The sequence below is a fragment of the Chitinivorax sp. PXF-14 genome, from assembly GCF_040812015.1.
Classification (GTDB): domain Bacteria; phylum Pseudomonadota; class Gammaproteobacteria; order Burkholderiales; family SCOH01; genus JBFNXJ01.
Window position 1 is genome coordinate 52,575 of sequence record NZ_JBFNXJ010000013.1, and the last position, 18,290, is coordinate 70,864.

Here is an 18,290-nt window from a genome sequence, read left to right on the forward strand (position 1 = left end):
TTACGCCGCAGCGGCGTCGCTCTTGGCTTCCTGGCCGAGCAGGGACTTGGACTTCTCTTCCTTCATCATCGGGGAAGGCTCAGTCACCGCTTCGCTCATCTTGATAGTGAGGTGGCGCAGAACAGCGTCGTTGAACTTGAACGCGTGCTCGATTTCGTCCAGTACTTCCTGGCCGCACTCGATGTTCATCAGAACGTAGTGTGCCTTGTGTACCTTCTGGATCGGGTAAGCCAGTTGACGACGACCCCAGTCTTCGAGGCGATGGATGGTACCGCCACCGTTTACGACCATGGTCTTGTAACGCTCAACCATCGCCGGCACCTGTTCGCTTTGATCAGGATGCACGATGAATACGATCTCGTAATGACGCATAAACACTCCTTTTGGTTAAAGCCTTCCGTATGCGTTCCGGTAAGGCAAGGGGGTGGAAAACGAAGCAGTATAAACGGAAACGGGAACCCGCTCAAGCCGGCTTGGCGGAAAGCACCCGCTGGCGCCGGCTCTCAGCCAGGCAGATGCCGGAGGCGACCGATACGTTCAGGCTCTCGACGGTACCAAACATGGGAATGTTGACCATGATGTCGCAGTGCTCACGCGTCAGGCGACGCAGGCCGCTGCCTTCGGCCCCCAGCACCCAGGCCAGCGGACCCGTCTGCTCGAAATGGAACAGGTCGGTATCGCCATCCGCCGCGGTTCCCGCTACCCAGACGCCACGCTCCTGCATCTCCCGCAGGCTACGAGCCAGATTGGTCACGGTAATGTATGGCAGCACCTCGGCGGCGCCACACGCCACTTTCGAGACTGTGGCGTTGAGCCCGACCGACTTGTCCTTGGGGGCGACCACGGCGTGCGCCCCCATTGCATCGGCCACCCGCAGGCAGGCGCCAAGATTATGGGGGTCCGTCACGCCATCGAGCACCAGCAACAATGCCGGTTCGGCCAGCGTATCGAGCACATCGTCGAGCGTGACATGGGTCTTGCCGGCATCGATCAGCGCCGCCACGCCCTGGTGGCGCACGTGCCCAACCAGGCCATCGAGACGGCGGCTGTCGACCGGCAACAGCCTGACCTGCTGCCGTGCAGCCTGTTGCTCGACATCACGTGCGCGTGGATCGGTGCGTTGCGCCAGTAGATACACCTCGAGAATGCTGTCGGGGCTATGGCGCAGGCGGGCGTTGACGGCGTGAAAGCCGAAGATGACTTTGGTACTCAAACGATTTCCAAGGATTGGGGTTTAACAACGAGAGGGAGCACATTCTGGCTTTGCTCCTGGTAAATGCCAAGTGCCGAGAACAATAATTCCACATCGGCGGCCGGTTTCGGGCGACTGAACATATAGCCCTGGACCAGGTCGCAGCCATGTTCACGCAGGAATTCCAGCTGGTCGGCACGCTCCACCCCTTCCGCGATGACCTTGAGCCCCAGTTTCTTGGCCATGGAGATGATGACCTCAGTAATGGCCATGTCGTCGGCGTCGGTCGGAATCCCTTCGACAAAAGAACCATCGATCTTGAGGTTGTGAATCGGGAAATGCTTGAGGTTGTTGAGCGACGAGTAACCCGTGCCGAAATCATCGATCGACAGCTGCACCCCCATCTCCTTCAACTCGACCATGATCTGCACTGCCTCTTCGGCATTGCGCATGATCATGCTCTCGGTGATTTCGAGCTCGAGCCAGTTCGGCTCCAGCCCCGAATCGTTCAGGGCCTGGCGAACGACACGCACCAGATGCTCGGGCCGGAACTGGCGAGCAGACAGATTGATCGCCATGCGCAACGGAGGGTAGCCGGCATCCTGCCAAGCCTTGGCCTGGCGACAGGCAGTCGTGAGCACCCACTCGCCGATCGGCACGATCATGCCGCTTTCTTCGGCAAGCGGGATGAAGCGGTCCGGGGACACCAGACCGAGCTCCGGATGGCGCCAGCGTAGCAAGGCCTCCATGCCGATGATGCGATGCTGCAGAAGCTCGACCTGTGCCTGGTAATGCAACTCGAATTCGCCCCGTTCCAGTGCATAGCGCAGACTGTTCTCCATGACGAGATGTTCGAATGCCAGCGCATTCATTTCAGACGCAAAGAACTGATAGGTGTTCTTGCCGAGCTCCTTAGAGCGATACATGGCGATATCGGCATTCTTGAGCAGGCTCAGCGCATCCTGCCCATCGCTCGGGAACATGCTGATGCCAATGCTGGCCGTCACGAACAGCTCCTGTGCCTCGAGCACGAACGGTTGGCCCAGGGCATGCAGAATGCGCTCGGCAATCGCCGCAACATGCTGAGCATCAGGCACGTTCTCGAGCACGACGGTAAATTCGTCGCCGCCCAGCCGCGCGATCAGATCGTATTCCTTCACGCATCCCTGCAGGCGCTTGGCTACTGCCTGCAACAGCTTGTCGCCAGAGTGGTGGCCCAGCGTGTCGTTGATGTTCTTGAAGCGATCGAGATCGATGAACAGGACCGCCAGCGCCTGGTTGAATTCGCGAGCCCGGGCGAGCGACTGCGCCAGGCGTTCGTGCAGCAGACTGCGATTGGGCAAACGCGTCAGCGAATCGTGGTTGGCGAGAAAATACAGCCGCTCCTCCGCCTCCTTGCGGCTGGTGATGTCGGAAAACACGCCGACATAGTTGGTGATGCTGCCTTGCGCATCGCGCACGGCACTAATGCTCAACCAGGCGGGGTAGCTGTCGCCGTTCTTGCGGCAATCGAGCAACTCTCCCTGCCAGAACCCGCCGACTTCAAGGCTCATCAGCATGTCGCGGTTGATGTCCTTGAGATTCGGCCCGGTGCGGAACATGCGCGATACCTTACCGACCGCTTCATCCACCGGATAACCGGTGATCTTGCTGAACGCCGGGTTGACGGCAATGATTTCGGCATGGGCGTCGGTGATCAGAATCCCTTCCGTCGCGTTGTCGAATACCTTGGCCGCCAGCCGCAGCTCGCGCTCCTGCTTGACCCGATCACTGATGTCCATGAGCAGGCCGATGATTGCCGGGCGTCCGTTGAATTCAAATCCACGTCCATGGGCCTCGACATCGACATAACGGCCGTCGCGATGGCGGGCGCGATAGGTATAGCGCACGCTCTCGACCTCGCCGGACGCCCGTTTGCGATGGTTTTCGATCAGCACCGGCAGGTCTTCCTGCGCCGTCACCTGCGCGACATTCATGCCGACCATTTCGTCCTGCGTATAACCGACCGCTTCCGCCAGCGTCGGGTTCACATATTGCAGCACCCCGTCCTGCACGATATAGAACCCCACCAGCGATAACTCCACCAGCGCGCGGAACTTGCGTTCGGCCTCGAGTCTGGCCGACTCGGCCTCCTTCAGCGAGGTGATGTCGCTGAATACCGTCACCAGGTTCGAGGTATGCCCGGCATCGGATCGCAGCGCGGATACGCTGATCCAGGCCGGATAGGTGTGGCCATCCCGATGGCGCCCGATCAGCTCGCCCTGCCAATAGCCATCCTGCAGAATGCTCGCTCGCAAGTCGGACTGGCTCTTGGGGGAAATATCCCCGGACAGGTCACGTAGCTCCTTGCCCAGCGCTTCGTCCTGCCGGTAGCCGGTCACGCGGGAAAAGGCATTGTTGACGGCCACGATGCGCTCATCTGCGTCGGTGATGCAGATCGCATCAGTCGCGCTCTCGAACACCTTGGCAAACAGGCCCAGCTTGTATTCGGTCTGCAATTGCTGGCTGATGTCGAGCAGCAAGCCGATCACGGCAGTCTGGCCATTAAACTCAAAATGCCGGGTATGGAGCTCAACGGTGATCGGCCCTCCTGTACGGGGCCGAATACGCAAACGGGTACGCAGGTTCTGCGTGCGGCGATACTGGTCGGAGTCGATCTGCGACTTGAGCAAGGCCCAGTCAGCAGGCAGCACAAAGGGGTAGAAAGGCTTGCCGCTCAGCTCTTCGGGCCGATAGCCCAGCATCGCCGCCAGCTCGGGGTTGCTATACACCAGCAGGTCGTTCTGGATGATGCAGATGCCTGCCAATGGCGACTCCACCAGCGCCCTGAACCTGGCTTGTGCGGCCACGAATTCGGACTCGGTGCGCTTGCGCTCGGAAATGTCGATGCCATTTGCACAAATGCCCGTGATCTTGCCGTCGCGATCGTAAACCGGGAATTTGTTGACGAGATAGGTATGCTGTTGCCCGAACAGCTCGAACGACTCCTCGAACTGGATATTTTTCCGTGTTTGCCGTACGGCATGCTCATTATCGAGAAACCGCTTCGCCTCGGCGGTGGAGAACAGATCCTGCTCGGTCTTGCCGATCAGGTCGCGCACGGACATGCCGAACAGATTGGCAAACGCCCGATTGACGATCGAATAGCGCCCGTTGACATCCTTGATATAGAACAGTGTGGGAAGGTTGTTCAGTACCGACTGGATCTGCTTGCGATTTTCATCAAGCACCTCCAGTGTGCTGCGGCGCTCCTCGATCGAGGCGGACAGGATCATGCCTGCGCTCGCCATCACCGACATGAAGCCAAACAGGAAAAAAGTCGTGCCGATATGCGTCGTCGCAGGCGCCACGCCATGGACCAGCATGGTGGATGCCGCGATCACCGAGGCCAGGAACGCCACGATGCCGGTGCCGACATAGCCGAAGCGGATGGCCCCCCAGACGATCAGCGGGAAGATGACGAATTGAAAGGCCAGATTCTGGCTCGTCTGCAGCCATGCATTGCCAAACACCACGGCGCTGATTGCCGTCGTGAGCGTGGCGAGGAGCGCCAACTCCCCCCATCGCCGCTTCCACAGCAGGTTGAGTCGCCGATCCAGCAGCGCCAGCACCAGCGGCATGGTCAGCAAGATGCCCACCACTTCGGCCAGCCACCACATCAGCCAGACCTCGTTCAGCGAGCCAAGGCTCAGCATATGCGGCAGATAAAAGCCCAACGCGCCAAAGCAGGCAGAGACCGATGCATTGAACAGGGCACCGACGAGAATCATCGAGATCACATCACGCAGCGACTTGAGCTCGCTGCCCGCCGAGGTGTGCATGCGCAGCAGATGCGCGCTGAGCGCCGCCCCTAGCGATGACCCAAGGGAAAGACAAAGCCCTGTGAGCCAGTTGTCGCCGTGCAGCAACCCCGACACAAGCGAGGCCAGCGCCACAACCCACCACAGACGGATGCCGCCGATCAGCAAGGCGGCCAGGGCAACCCCTGCGGGGGGCCACAGCAGGGGAATATTCGCCTCGCCATAGCGGAACAGATAGCCGAATTCAGCTGCGCCAAGCAACACGATCAATAAGACCAGGGCATGCAGCACATGCCCGCCAGGAACGGCAAATCTGTCGCGCCCCATCGGCCCGCCCATCGTACTCTCCCTTGGGGCGCAACACCGTCGACATGCCCCGTCGATTCACTGAATGGATGGCGTCCGGAATCGCCAACACAAATAGATGAATATTATTATTTACCGCAATATCGGGCGATATTAACGCGTATCCCCTGACAAGGAAAACCAGATCGTCATGCCGGCCTGTTTGTGGAGGGATTGCCGCAGCGGCAATTGAAAGTTTTGAGCAATTTATTCCAGAGGAATACGCACGGACAGGCTCTGCTTGATGGCCCCCATCACGCTAAGCGGCATCAAATCGTTGAGGCATTTCATATGTCCAAGCGGACATTCACGCTTGAAGCAGGGACTGCACTCAACATTGAGCGAGACAATTGTCGCCCGTTTGCTCAGTGGTGGCGTAAACGTGGCGCTGGAGGAGCCATACACGGCAACAAGCGGGCGTTGCAGCGCTGCGGCTACGTGCATCAAGCCCGAGTCGTTGGTCACAGCAACGTGCGCGAGCGCCAGCAAGTCGATTGCCTGATCGAGAGAGGTCCGCCCGCAAAGATTTTCAGCACCGGGGCCCGCAAGCCCGACAATCTCGGCGCCTAGCTCCCCTTCCTTTGACGAGCCCATCACCCAGACCGCGTAACCGTCCTCGATCAACAGCTTGGCCAAGGCGGCAAAATGCCTTGCCGGCCAACGCTTGGCAGGGCCGTATTCCGCCCCAGGGCAAAGCGCCGCCACCGGCCGCTCGAGACTGAGCCCCAGGCCCGCGGCCACAGCGCGGGCGTCAGCCGGGTTCACCGTCAAGCGTGGCTCCGGGGATACCACTGGCCGGCGGTCGCGGCCGGGCTGCGCCAGCACCGAAAAACGATCGACCATCCTGGGTAAGGCCAGTTCGTCGAGCTTGCGCCAATCGTTCAGCAGGCCATATCGTTGTTCGCCCAGAAAGCCCGTACGCAGGGGAATGCTCGCAAGCCAAGGGATAAGCGCCGATTTGAGGGAGTTCGGCAGCACAATGGCCTGGTCGTAGCGTGCCTTGCGCAGCTCGCGCGCGAGCCGATACCGCTCGGCCAGGCGCAACTCACCATGGGCAAATGGATTGGCAATGGCCCGGCTCACCTCGGGCATACGCTGGAACAGCGGAAGCGTCCACGCCGGCGCAAACACGTCAAGCTCGAGCTTGGGATGGCGCTGCGCAAGCAGTTGGTACAGCGGCTGCGCCATGACGCAGTCCCCCACCCAGGATGGGGCAACAACAAGAATTTTGGTCATATGACGATGCGGGGTGACAAATGAGAACCGGCGCCTCAGCGCCGGTTCTGGTTCCACTCAGTGATGGCCACCCGCTTTGGGGCCACCCTTCAGCTTGTACAGCGTGCCGCAATAGGGGCACAGCGCCTCGCCGGTCTTCTCGATGGCCAGAAAGACGCGCGGGTGCGCGTTCCACTTCTGCATATCGGGCATCGGGCAATGCAAAGGCAAGTCTGTGTCGCTGATTTCAATGAAACGTTCGTCGAGCTGTTTGGTTTCTGCCATGATGATTCCTCACTTTACCTGGGTGAGCCAGGCGCGGTGGCCCTCCGACTTGCCGGTCACGCAGTCGAAGTACATTTGCTGCAGCTTGGTCGTGATCGGCCCGCGCTTGCCCTCGCCAATGGCACGGTTGTCGAGCTCACGAATCGGAGTGACTTCGGCGGCCGTACCGGTGAAGAATGCCTCGTCTGCGGAGTAGACTTCATCGCGGGTGATGCGCTTCTCAATCACCTCAACCCCCAGCTCACCGGCCAGTTGTACGATCGTGTCACGCGTGATGCCTTCCAGCGCCGATGTCAGATCCGGCGTGTAAAGCTTGCCCTTGCGCACGATGAAGACGTTCTCACCGGAGCCTTCGGCAACAAAACCATCGACATCGAGCAGCAGCGCCTCGTCATAACCATCCTGCTCCGCTTCGCGGTTGGCGAGGATCGAGTTCATGTAATTGCCGTTGGCCTTGGCCTTGCACATCGTGATATTGACGTGGTGGCGGGTAAACGAGGAGGTCTTGACACGGATGCCCTTCTCCAGCGCCTCCGGCCCCAGATACGTGCCCCACGGCCAGGCTGCGACGATGACGTGAACCGACAGCGTACGAGCGGAAATCCCCATGGCTTCAGCGCCATAGAAAGCCATCGGGCGAATGTAACCCGACTCCAGCTTGTTGAGCTTGATCGCATCAAGCTGGGCCTGATTGAGCTGTTCCTTGGTGAACGGCAGCTTCATGCCAAGAATATGGGCCGAACGGAACAGACGATCCGTATGGTCCTGCAGGCGGAAGATCGCGGGCCCCTGATCCGTCTTGTACGCCCTCACCCCCTCGAACACACCCATTCCATAATGCAGCGTATGGGTCAGCACATGGGTGTTGGCCTCGCGCCACGGCACCATCTTGCCGTCGTACCAGATCAGGCCATCACGATCAGCCATCGACATAGTGGACTCCTCTTTCGTCTGTCTCGCAAAAGCAAGCATTGTAACCGAAAATGCCCCCCCTTTTCCTCAGCGGCAACGCAAATGACAACACCCGGCAGTACCGGGCGTTGTCATTTGCGCGATGAAGCAGGAATTACTTTTCCCGGTGGTAGATGTCTTCGAAGCGGACGATGTCATCTTCTCCGAGATACGCGCCGGACTGCACCTCGATGATATCGAGCGGCAGCTTGCCCGGGTTCTCCAGCCGGTGCACCGCACCGAGCGGAATGTAGGTTGACTGGTTCTCGGTCAGCAGCTGCACGCTATCATCGCAGGTCACCTTGGCAGTACCGCTGACCACCACCCAATGTTCGGCACGATGGTGGTGCATCTGCAGCGACAGTTTTTGACCCGGCTTTACCGTGATGCGCTTGACCTGATGCCGCCCCCCCGCATCGATGCCCTCGTAACTGCCCCAGGGTCGATAGACGCGCCGATGGAAGGTGGATTCACTGCGCTTCTCAGCATTGAGCCTGTTGACGACATGCTTGACGTCTTGCGCGCGGTCCTTGTGGGCAACCAGGACAGCATCCGCCGTTTCCACGACGACTACGTCGTCGAGGCCGATGACCGTCACCATGCGCCCGTCGGCGCGCACATAGCTGTTACTGACGTCGTCGAGATACACGTCCCCACGGCAGGCATTGCCGTTTGCGTCGTGCTCGGCGACATCCCACAATGCACTCCAGGAGCCGACGTCATTCCAGCCGATTTGCGCAGGAACGACGACAGCAGCAGTCGTGTGCTCCATCACCGCGTAGTCGATCGATTCGGACGGGCAAGCACGGAATGCAGCAGCATCGACACGCGTGAAGTCGAGATCGTTCGAAGCGTTGGCCATCGACGCCATGCAAGCATCGAATATGTCGGGGCGCAACGCTTTGAGTTCATCGAGATAGTGCCTGGCCTGGAACAGGAACATCCCGCTATTCCAGGCATACTCGCCACTCGCTACGAATGACTGCGCCGTCTCGGCATTCGGCTTCTCGACGAAGCGCTCCACGGCATAAGCGCCGCTAACGTCAGCCATGGCCTTGCCACGCTTGATATAGCCGTAACCCGTGTGAGGGCTTTCCGGCTCGATACCGAACGTGACCAGCGCGCCACGCTCCACCGCCTGAAACGCCAGGCCGATGGCACGATGGAAAGCCGTCACATCACGAATCACATGGTCGGCCGGCAGCACGAGCATCACCGCATCCGGATCGGCCTGCAGCAGCTTGATGGCCGCCAGGGCTACCGCTGGCGCGGTGTTCCTGCCCTCGGGCTCGAGCATGATGGTGGAGGGAGTCACCCCGACCTCACGCAGCTGCTCTGCCACCAGAAAACGGTGCTCTTCATTGCAAACAACAATGGGGCGCCCCAGGGACGACGAAACGCCGCTCAAGCGCGTCAGCGTCTCCTGCACCATCGTCTGCTGCCCAACCAGCGAGAGAAACTGCTTGGGCATTGCTGCGCGCGACAGCGGCCACAGCCGGGTACCGCTGCCGCCACACAATACAACTGGATACAACGTCATATCTGCTTTCAAATCACGATTACAAACGCCAAACGGTCAGGCCGGCCTCTTTGAGCTTGCTCATGTCGAACTGACTCTTGACGTCGATAAACACACCGTTTTGCTTCACCTTGCCAAGGTAATCCGACAGCGGACGCGCCATGAACTCCTTGTGTGCGACTGCCATGACCATGGCGTCCGCCTGGGGCAGTTGCTCCCACGCCGTCAACGACAGGCCATATTCGTGTTGAGCCTCGTCAGCCGGCGGCACCGGGTCGTGCACCACCACATCGACGCCGTAGGACTTCAGCTCGGCGATGATGTCGACCACCTTGGAGTTGCGCAAATCGGGGCAGTTTTCCTTGAAGGTCAAGCCAAATACGATGACCTTGGCACCCTTCACGCTGCTGCCGTTGCGGATCATGTGCTTGACGGTCTGCTCTGCAACAAACTTGCCCATGCCGTCGTTGATGCGGCGGCCAGCCAGAATGACCTGCGGGTGGTAGCCGATCTTGTCGGCCTTGTAGGTCAGGTAGTAAGGATCGACGCCGATGCAGTGGCCTCCGACCAGGCCCGGACGGAACGGCAGAAAGTTCCATTTGGTGCCGGCCGCTTTCAGTACTTCCACCGTATCGATGCCGATCTTGTCGAAAATCAGCGCCAATTCATTCATGAGTGCAATGTTCAGGTCGCGCTGGGTGTTCTCGATGACCTTTGCCGCCTCGGCTACCTTGATGCTGGAAGCACGGTAGACACCGGCGGTGATGACAGCACCGTAAACCTCCGCAACCCGCTCCAGCGTTTCGGGGTTATCACCCGACACCACCTTCACAATACGCGTCAACGTGTGCTCTCTATCACCCGGGTTGATACGCTCAGGCGAATAGCCGACGAAGAAATCGGTGCCCCACTTCATGCCGGACTGGCGTTCCAGCTCTGGCACGCACTCTTCTTCCGTCGCACCGGGGTAGACGGTCGACTCGTAGACGACCGTCACACCACGCTTCATGTGCTTGCCCACGCTGCGGCTTGCCGACAGCAAGGGGGAGAAGTCCGGCTGGTGGGCATCATCCACCGGCGTCGGTACGGCAACGATGATGAAGTCTGCCTCGCCCAACCGGCTGGCATCCGTTGTCGGCTCGAGGCCGGTCGATGCTTTCAGGTCTTCGGTGGTTACTTCACCGGTCGGATCGACAAACTGGCGATAGGCCTCGACCTTGGACTCGGACAAGTCAAAGCCAATGGTGCGGAATTTCTTGCCGAACTCGACCGCGAGCGGCAAGCCGACGTAACCCAAGCCCACAACTGCAATTACGCTCATTCTTGTTTCCTCGATGATTTCTCTATGATGATTGAATTCTGTGTCACGCCAATCCGGCTTCAGGCATTCAGCTGCTGCTGCAGCACGGCAACGATGCGCTCGGCCGCCTGCCCATCCCAGAACCGCGGCTGCCGGCCCTGTTTGCCAAGGCCGCTCAGCACCTGTTTCGCTTCGCGCACGATCGCATCGGGCGAGGTGCCGACCAGGGTATTGGTCCCTTCAGTCAGGGTGACCGGCCGTTCGGTATTTTCCCTGAGCGTGAGGCAGGGTATGCCGAGCCCGGTTGTCTCTTCCTGCAAGCCGCCGGAGTCCGTCAATACCAGCGAGGCATCGCGCCACAGATTCAGGAAGTCCATGTAGGACAGCGGTGGTGTGGTGATGATTCTTGGCCCGAGCTCGATGCCAAATCGCTCGATATTGCCTCGCGTACGCGGATGAACCGGGAAGATGATGGGGAGTTCCTCGGCGATCTCGCGCAAGGCGCCGACGAGTTTGGTCAGCGCCTCCTTGTCATCGACGTTGGACGGGCGATGCAGCGTGACGACCCCATAACGTGGGTGAGCCTGCTTGAGCGTGGTCGAGGCGAAGTCCGCCGTACTCATTCGATCCAGCTGATCGCGTTGATGGAACAGATTGTCGATCATCACGTGGCCGACAAAGAACACCTTGTCGCGCGGCTGGCCTTCGCGCAGCAGATTGGCTTCGCCACTTTCCTCCGTCACGAAAAAATAGTCGGAAATGGCATCGGTCGCCAAGCGATTGATCTCTTCAGGCATGGTGCGGTCGCCGCTGCGCAGGCCGGCTTCAACGTGAGCGACAGGGACACCCAGTTTCTTGGCCACCAGGGAACACGCGATGGTCGAGTTCACATCGCCGACCACCAGGCACAGATCGGGGTGTCCATGTTCTACACACAGATTTTCATAGGCCACCATGATCTTGGCGGTCTGCTGGGCGTGACTGCCACCGCCGGCTTCCAGGTAGAAATCCGGCTTGGGAATGCCGAGCTCCTCGAAGAACACGTCACTCATCTCGCGATCGTAATGCTGGCCGGTATGGATGATCCGGTATGAGAATTGCTCCGGCCGCTTATCCAGTGCGCGCACGATGGGGGCAAGCTTCATGAAGTTGGGGCGGGCCCCGCCAACCAGATGCACAATCTTTTGGGTCACTTGAATCAATCCTAACTATACAGACGTCGCCCCGCAGCTGCTTTCCCACAGCTGCGCCAAGCCTTCTTCCAGCTTGATCTGAGCGGTCACGCCCAATTCGCCGTTCATGCGGCCGACGAGGGTAGCCGAATCCCGGATATCCCCGTCCTTGGCTGGCAAATGCTCCACCACCGGGGTACACCCCGCGGCCAACCCCAAGGCATCGATCATCTGCAGCAGGGTGACACTGGTACCGGTTGCAATATTGCACACCCCGATTACGTCTCCGCCCAGTGCTTGCACGTTCGCGCGGGCCACATCCTTGACGAAGACGAAGTCGCGCGTCTGCAGGCCATCACCGAAGATGCTCAGCGGTGATCGGGACTTGAGACGGTCGATAAACTTGCTGATCACGCCGGCATACGGGGAGCGGGGATCCTGCCTGGGACCATAGACGTTGAAGTAACGCAGACCAAGGCTGCTGAGGCCATGAAGCTGGCGATACAGCGCAGCATACTGATCGTTGATGGACTTTTCGAGCCCATATGGCGAGAGGGGTCGAATCGGCGCCTCCTCGTCCAGTGGCAGATGTGCCGGTGTGCCATAGACAGCAGCACTCGATGCGTAGACAAACCGAGCGACACCCGCCCGCCGGGCGGCCTCGAGCACGGTCAGGAAGCCGGAAATATTGCTGCGAGCGGAGGCCAACGGCTCATCGATGGACGCCTGTACCGAGACCTGAGCCGCCAGATGCAACACCGCCGAGACACCGACCATCGCCTGTTCGACACAAGCATGGTCAGCAATATCGCCACGAACAACCTCAAGCATCGGATGTGTCGGCAGGTTTTCCCGGCGACCAGTACTGAAATTGTCCAGCACCCGAACGCGGCGCCCTTGGGCAAGCAGGCAGTCGACAGTATGGGAGCCGATAAAACCGGCGCCACCAGTAACGAGAATCAAACAGCCTCCTTCAACAATCCCTCGTATACAGCACATCAGCCCAGTCCAGAACGGGCTTCAGTTATACGAAAAAACAAATATAAATACCGGGCTCTATCAAGGCCGCATTGCGCGCCCCTTGGCTAGCAGACGAGCCCAGACCAGATCATAACAACGGCATGATACCGAAAGCAATTTCAATTCAATTTGAATAAATTAGAGCATTCGGATATGAGATGTCGGGCTTATCCGCCCTCAGCGTCGCCCCTGCTGCTGGCGCTTCGCCCCGCAAACTCGTCAAGCGCCTTCTGCTCGGCCTTGGCTTCGCGTTTCGCCTGATGCACATGGTGGCGGTCGGCCAGTGTCTTGTATGCATTGACCTGCTTTTCGACATCCATCCAGGCAGCCTTGGCAGCCTCGAACTGGCTGCGGGCACGCTCGACGTCGCCATGCTGGTGCTGGATGGCGAGATCGAGCTTCAGGATGAACTGCTGTTGATCCCGCCATTGTTGCACACCGATGCCACGCTGCTCGTGCTGCAACAGCCGTTCGCGGTATTCCGCCCGGAATGCCTCCAGCTGCTGCAGCTTGAGTTCGGTTTGCTGCCATTCGGCCCGACACGCGGACATGGCCTGAGAAGCCTTCTCGCTGCGCTCTTGGCTCAACTCGAGAAGCTGCTGGAACTGAAATGCGCGTGCCATGATGGGAGAGGACGAATGATGGATTCAGAGATATCTGAATACTAGATCATCTCGCCGACAAGCTCTGTCAGCAGCCGACGGCTATTGGCATAGTCCTCGCGCTCGTGCAGCAGCTGAACCAGGAAGGACTCCATGCTGGGATGCAGGCTGATTGCGCGATCGAGTACGGGATCAGCACCTTTGACATAGGCCCCGACGCTGATCAGGTCGCGATTGCGCTGATAGCGGGAGTACATGTATTTGAAACGACGCACGGCCTCGACCTCCACCGGCGCCAGGATATCCGTCATGACACGGCTGATCGATGCCTCGATGTCGATCGCCGGATAATGCCCCTGCTCCGCCAGACTGCGGGACAGCACAAAGTGCCCATCCAGAATGGCTCTGGCACTATCGGCAATTGGGTCCTGCTGATCGTCGCCCTCGGTCAGCACCGTGTAGAAGGCCGTGATCGAGCCGCTGCCTTCCCGTCCGTTGCCAGCCCGTTCGACGAGCTGCGGCAGTTTGGCAAAAACCGATGGCGGATAACCCTTGGTCGCCGGGGGCTCGCCCACGGCCAGTGCGATTTCGCGCTGGGCCATCGCGTAGCGAGTCAACGAATCCATGATCAGGAGAACGTTGTGCCCCTTATTGCGAAAATATTCCGCAATCGACGTCGCATACGAAGCGCCATGCAGGCGCAGCAGCGGAGGAGCATCGGCCGGCGCTGCAACGACGATCGAGCGCTTCAGCCCCTCTTCCCCGAGGATGTTCTCGATGAAATCCTTGACCTCGCGGCCACGCTCGCCGATCAGCCCGACGACAACGATATCGGCCGTGGTGTAGCGCGCCATCATACCCAGCAGCACGCTCTTGCCAACGCCAGAACCCGCAAACAGACCGAGACGCTGGCCACGCCCCACCGTCAGCAGCGCATTGATGGCCCGCACGCCGACATCCAGCGCCTCGCGCACCGGCGCCCGATCCATCGGATTGAACGGGCGGGAGGTCAGCGGCACATACTGCTCCGCCACAATCGGCCCCAGCTTGTCCAGCGGACGCCCTACCCCGTCAACCACGCGACCGAGCATGCTTTCGCCTACTGCAACCTGCCGACCCTTGTCTTCGATGCGCCGCGCCGGGCGATAGGCTTCACCATAGTGCGGCACCCGCTGCCCCAACGATTCGAGCGGCACGACGGCTGCCCCAGGCTCCAGGCCATAAGTATCGGAAACCGGCATGAGGAACAGTTTTTCGCCCGAGAAACCCACCACCTCAGCTTCAACCGAATAATGGTTGGGCATGACGATCAGGCAGCTGCTGCCTACCGACAATTTCAGGCCAACAGCCTCGAGCACCAGGCCGGCTGCGCGTGTCAGCTTACCGGTTACCTGCCATGGGCGAGCGTCCTGCACAGCCTCCTGGCAATGACTGGCAAATTCGGACCATCGGCCTGCTGCACTCATGGCCGCACTCAATCGATCCAGTCGCCGTTGCTGCCTAGCGCCGCAACCACGCGCTTCCAGCGCGTCGCCAGGCTGGCATCGACTTCACTCGATTGGGTCTCGATACGGCAGCCTCCCTGCTCGACGGCATCATCGGGGCGCAAGCGCCATCCCTGCTGGATTTCATGGCCGAGTAGGCCTTCGACGGCCGCCAGATCAGCTGGATTCAAGAAGACCTGGGGAGGATTGGCGAGATTGGGCAGGCTGGCTACAGCCTCCTGGATCACCGGCAACATGCGTTCGGGCTTGGCCCTGACAGAAACGCGAACCACCTGGCGAGCCACTTCCAGCGCAAGCTGCAGCAAGTCGTCCGAGACGCCGTGTTCAAACGATGTCCGCGCCTCATCCAACGCACCAATCGCCTGGGCCAGCCGTTCCACCTCTTGCTTGCCCGTCAAGCGGCCTTCATTGAGGCCCTGCTCGAATCCCTGTTCGAACCCTGCTTTCTGGCCCTCGCCAAAGGCCTCTTGATAAGCCTGCTGATGGATCGCCTCGATCTCTTCGGCGGTGGGATAGGGCAAGCTGGCGGCTTCAGCCACCTCCTCCGGGGCAGGCGCGGACACCTCATCTACGACTGCCGGCACAGGCGGCGCGGGCTCTGCGGCAGCCGGGGCCGTATCCGCTTTCAGGCGCGCCTCTTCGTCGAAGGCTGCCAGCTCCCAGCGCTGGTACGCTGTGAGCTGCTCTTTGGGAATGATGTTATTCGACAAGGCCTTCGTCTCCGCCCGAGGCGATCACGATCTGCCCCTCGTCGGCCAGTCGACGCACGATCTTGAGTATCTCGCGCTGCTCCGCTTCGACTTCGGACAAGCGTACCGGCCCCTTGGCTTCGAGGTCGTCGCGCAGCATTTCTGCCGCCCGCTGCGACATGTTGCGGAAGATCTTGTCGCGCAGCTCCTGCGTCGTTCCCTTCATCGCAAGGATCAAGGACTCGGACTGCACCTCGCGCAATAGCAGCTGGATCGACCTGTCGTCGAGGCTCAGCAGGTTGTCGAAGACGAACATCTTGTCCTGGATCTTCTGCGCCAACTCCGGGTCGTATTCACGAATCGACGCCAGCGCGGAAGTTTCGACCTGCCCCCCCATGAGGTTGAGGATTTCGGCCGTAATCTGAACACCACCCATGGCGGTCTTCTTGATCTTGTCGGTGCCCGACAGCAGCTGCGTCAACACCTCGTTCAGCTCGCGCAAGGCCTGGGGTTGCACACCTTCGAGCGTCGCAATACGCAGCAGCACATCGTTGCGCAGGCGTTCGACGAAGTGAGACAGCACTTCGGATACCTGATCCTGTTCCAGGTGCACGAGAATCGTCGCAATGATCTGCGGGTGCTCGTTCTTGATCAGCTCGGCCACGGCGGCCGAGTCCATCCATTTCAGGCCTTCGATGCCCGTGTTGGCCTCATTGCCTTGCAGAATGCGGTCGAGCAGATTATTGGCGCGATCCACACCCAGCGCCTTGGTCAATACCGAGCGCAGGTATTCGTCCGCAGCCCCCAGGCTGGCACGGTTCTCCACTTCGGTACGAAAATCGGCGAGCACCCCTTCGATCTCGTCGCGATTGACGTTCTCGATCCCAGCCATGGAGGTGCCGAGTTTCTGTACATCTTTTGGGCCGAGATATTTGAACACCTCGACCGCAGCCTCTTCACCGAGGCTCAGCAACAGAATCGCACTCTTGCGCAGACCAGTATCACTCATCTTCCGCCATCACCCAACTGCGTACGACACTCGCCACCATACGCGGGTCATTCTTCGCCAAATCCTTGGCCATTTGCAGATTATCGGCATAGGTCGCCAGGCGTACCGCCTGCTCGGACTCTTCCACCGCCATCTGAGCCTCGACCGCTTTCGCGGCGGCCTCCTCCTCGGTCAACGGGCCACCGCCGGGCTCGCCCTTCTCCGTTTCGGGCGAGCGGGTCATGTAGCTGACCGCCGGGCGAATGACACCAAAGATCAGGTACAACACCACCAGCGCGATCAGCGCATTCTTGAATATCTGTTGCCAGTTTGCCGCGGCTTCTTCCGTCAGACGGTCGACGAAGCCGGCTGGTTCCTTGTTGGCGTCAGAGAACGGCGCATTGACTACATTGAGGGTGTCTCCGCGTGGCTGGTTATAACCCATCGCCTCGCGCACGAGATTGTTGATCTGCGTGACCTCGTTGGGTGCCAGCGCCTTGTATACCGTCTTGCCGTCCTTCCCCTGGCTCGGTTTGTAGTTCACCACCACGGCCGCAGACAGGCGCCGGATCGAGCCGAGCGACTGCTTGACATGCTGCACCGTCTTGTCGACCTCGTAGTTGATGGTCGACTCGCGGTGTGACGAGCCCTGGTTGGCGGCATTCTGCCCAGCCGTCGTGGCCTGCCCCGGTGTCTGCGTGATCGGTGCAGTCGCGTTGCCGGGCGGCTGGTTCGAAAATGCGCCAGGCACGCCGGCGGCGTTCTGCGCGCCGCCGTTCAAGGTCTCCACCGTCTGCTGGCTACGGATCGCAGCCTTGTCTGGCGGGGTATTGGGGCGGAACGTCTCGGATGTCTGCTCGGTTTCGGCAAAGTCGAGGTCCGCCGTTACCTCGGCCTTGACGTTGCCCTTGCCCACGATGGGTTCGAGGATGGCCTCGATACGCTTGACGTAACCCTGCTCCACTTGGCGCACATAGTTGAGCTGACGCGGGTCCATCCCGGTCGAGTTGATGCCGTCCAGGTTCTTGCTGAGCAGATCCCCGTTCTGGTCGACGACGGTCACGTTCTTGACCGGCATGTCAGGCACGCTGCTCGACACCAGGTGTACGATGGCCGCTACCTGCGAGCCGTCCAGCACGCGACCGGGGTGCAGGCTGACGATAACCGAGGCCGAGGGCTTCTGCTGTTCGCGCAGGAACACGGTCTGCCGCGGGATGGCCAGATGCACGCGAGCAGACTGAACCGAGGCGAGGGTTTCGATCGAGCGGGCCAGCTCCCCTTCGACGGAGCGCTGGTAATTGATCTGCTCGGCGAACTGGCTGACACCGAGCTTCTGGTTATCCATCAGCTCGAAGCCGACCGTGCCGCCCTTGGGCAAACCTTGCGCCGCAAGCTTCAGGCGTGCATCGTAGACCTGCTCGGCAGGCACACTGATCGTCCCCCCGGCCTCGATCTTGTAAGGCACGTTCATCTGCTGCAATGCCTGTGTGATGGACCCGCCATCGCGGTCAGACAGGTTGCTGAACAGCACCTTGTAAGAGGTCGTCTGCGTCCACATCACGGCAGCCACGATCAGCGCCACGGCAGTGGCGGCGCCGATCATGACCGCAATTTTCTGATTGTTGGGGAGGCTGCTAAAGCGTTGCCGGATGGCTTCGAGTATTTGCCGCAGGGCTTCTGGCATGGATGAACCCGGTGGTCAGGTTT

The 18,290-nt window shown here is 60.2% G+C and carries 15 protein-coding genes; all 15 read right to left on the minus strand.

What is annotated here, in order from left to right:
* On the minus strand, positions 1-372 hold the full coding sequence (gene rpsF / locus ABWL39_RS15390; protein WP_367793098.1) for a 30S ribosomal protein S6: 372 nt from the start codon (positions 370-372) through the stop codon (positions 1-3).
* 91 nt (positions 373-463) lie between these two features.
* Positions 464-1,213: a 23S rRNA (guanosine(2251)-2'-O)-methyltransferase RlmB gene (rlmB, locus tag ABWL39_RS15395; protein WP_367793101.1), complete on the minus strand. Its 750-nt coding sequence runs from the start codon at positions 1,211-1,213 to the stop codon at positions 464-466.
* Entirely contained in the window at positions 1,210-5,331 is a 4,122-nt protein-coding gene (locus ABWL39_RS15400) for a PAS domain S-box protein (RefSeq protein ID WP_367793104.1), read from the minus strand. The genes rlmB and ABWL39_RS15400 overlap by 4 nt, the downstream gene beginning before the upstream one ends.
* A 213-nt stretch (positions 5,332-5,544) precedes the next feature.
* Positions 5,545-6,573 carry a lipopolysaccharide heptosyltransferase II gene (waaF, locus tag ABWL39_RS15405; protein WP_367793107.1) on the minus strand — a complete coding sequence of 343 codons (1,029 nt, stop codon included), beginning with the start codon at positions 6,571-6,573 and terminating at the stop codon, positions 5,545-5,547.
* A gap of 57 nt (positions 6,574-6,630) precedes the next feature.
* Positions 6,631-6,837: a zinc-finger domain-containing protein gene (locus ABWL39_RS15410; protein ID WP_367793110.1), complete on the minus strand. Its 207-nt coding sequence runs from the start codon at positions 6,835-6,837 to the stop codon at positions 6,631-6,633.
* Between the two features lie 9 nt (positions 6,838-6,846).
* Complete coding sequence (locus ABWL39_RS15415) at positions 6,847-7,770, minus strand: branched-chain amino acid transaminase (RefSeq protein WP_367793113.1); 924 nt, start codon at positions 7,768-7,770, stop codon at positions 6,847-6,849.
* A 133-nt stretch (positions 7,771-7,903) separates the two neighbouring features.
* A complete protein-coding gene (locus tag ABWL39_RS15420; protein ID WP_367793116.1) occupies positions 7,904-9,328 on the minus strand; it encodes a mannose-1-phosphate guanylyltransferase/mannose-6-phosphate isomerase in 1,425 nt (474 codons plus the stop codon).
* A 19-nt stretch (positions 9,329-9,347) separates the two neighbouring features.
* Entirely contained in the window at positions 9,348-10,628 is a 1,281-nt protein-coding gene (locus ABWL39_RS15425; RefSeq protein WP_367793119.1) for a nucleotide sugar dehydrogenase, read from the minus strand.
* Positions 10,629-10,687: 59 nt separating this feature from the next.
* Entirely contained in the window at positions 10,688-11,800 is a 1,113-nt protein-coding gene (gene wecB, locus ABWL39_RS15430; protein ID WP_367793122.1) for a non-hydrolyzing UDP-N-acetylglucosamine 2-epimerase, read from the minus strand.
* A 15-nt stretch (positions 11,801-11,815) separates the two neighbouring features.
* Positions 11,816-12,742 carry an NAD-dependent epimerase/dehydratase family protein gene (locus ABWL39_RS15435; RefSeq protein ID WP_367793125.1) on the minus strand — a complete coding sequence of 309 codons (927 nt, stop codon included), beginning with the start codon at positions 12,740-12,742 and terminating at the stop codon, positions 11,816-11,818.
* 224 nt (positions 12,743-12,966) lie between these two features.
* Positions 12,967-13,422 carry a flagellar export protein FliJ gene (gene fliJ, locus ABWL39_RS15440; protein ID WP_367793128.1) on the minus strand — a complete coding sequence of 152 codons (456 nt, stop codon included), beginning with the start codon at positions 13,420-13,422 and terminating at the stop codon, positions 12,967-12,969.
* A gap of 41 nt (positions 13,423-13,463) precedes the next feature.
* Positions 13,464-14,867, minus strand: a complete 1,404-nt coding sequence (gene fliI / locus ABWL39_RS15445) for a flagellar protein export ATPase FliI (RefSeq protein ID WP_367793131.1) — start codon at positions 14,865-14,867, stop codon at positions 13,464-13,466.
* Positions 14,868-14,875: 8 nt separating this feature from the next.
* Positions 14,876-15,616 carry a flagellar assembly protein FliH gene (gene fliH / locus ABWL39_RS15450; protein WP_367793134.1) on the minus strand — a complete coding sequence of 247 codons (741 nt, stop codon included), beginning with the start codon at positions 15,614-15,616 and terminating at the stop codon, positions 14,876-14,878.
* Positions 15,606-16,604 (minus strand): flagellar motor switch protein FliG, encoded by a 999-nt coding sequence (gene fliG / locus ABWL39_RS15455; RefSeq protein WP_367793137.1) that lies wholly within the window; start codon positions 16,602-16,604, stop codon positions 15,606-15,608. The genes fliH and fliG overlap by 11 nt, the downstream gene beginning before the upstream one ends.
* Positions 16,597-18,267 carry a flagellar basal-body MS-ring/collar protein FliF gene (gene fliF, locus ABWL39_RS15460; RefSeq protein ID WP_367793140.1) on the minus strand — a complete coding sequence of 557 codons (1,671 nt, stop codon included), beginning with the start codon at positions 18,265-18,267 and terminating at the stop codon, positions 16,597-16,599. Before fliF ends, fliG begins: the two co-directional genes overlap by 8 nt.
* Between the last annotated feature and the right edge of the window lie 23 nt (positions 18,268-18,290).

Bases quoted from the DNA above. Each gene is read 5' to 3' on its own strand.
- fliJ (WP_367793128.1), bottom strand. From the start codon at position 13,422: ATGGCACGCGCATTTCAGTTCCAGCAGCTTCTCGAGTTGAGCCAAGAG.
- ABWL39_RS15415 (WP_367793113.1), bottom strand. From the start codon at position 7,770: ATGTCGATGGCTGATCGTGATGGCCTGATCTGGTACGACGGCAAGATG.
- rpsF (WP_367793098.1), bottom strand. From the start codon at position 372: ATGCGTCATTACGAGATCGTATTCATCGTGCATCCTGATCAAAGCGAA.
- ABWL39_RS15425 (WP_367793119.1), bottom strand. From the start codon at position 10,628: ATGAGCGTAATTGCAGTTGTGGGCTTGGGTTACGTCGGCTTGCCGCTC.
- fliG (WP_367793137.1), bottom strand. From the start codon at position 16,604: ATGAGTGATACTGGTCTGCGCAAGAGTGCGATTCTGTTGCTGAGCCTC.
- waaF (WP_367793107.1), bottom strand. From the start codon at position 6,573: ATGACCAAAATTCTTGTTGTTGCCCCATCCTGGGTGGGGGACTGCGTC.
- ABWL39_RS15400 (WP_367793104.1), bottom strand. From the start codon at position 5,331: ATGGGCGGGCCGATGGGGCGCGACAGATTTGCCGTTCCTGGCGGGCAT.
- ABWL39_RS15410 (WP_367793110.1), bottom strand. From the start codon at position 6,837: ATGGCAGAAACCAAACAGCTCGACGAACGTTTCATTGAAATCAGCGAC.
- fliF (WP_367793140.1), bottom strand. From the start codon at position 18,267: ATGCCAGAAGCCCTGCGGCAAATACTCGAAGCCATCCGGCAACGCTTT.
- ABWL39_RS15420 (WP_367793116.1), bottom strand. From the start codon at position 9,328: ATGACGTTGTATCCAGTTGTATTGTGTGGCGGCAGCGGTACCCGGCTG.
- fliI (WP_367793131.1), bottom strand. From the start codon at position 14,867: ATGAGTGCAGCAGGCCGATGGTCCGAATTTGCCAGTCATTGCCAGGAG.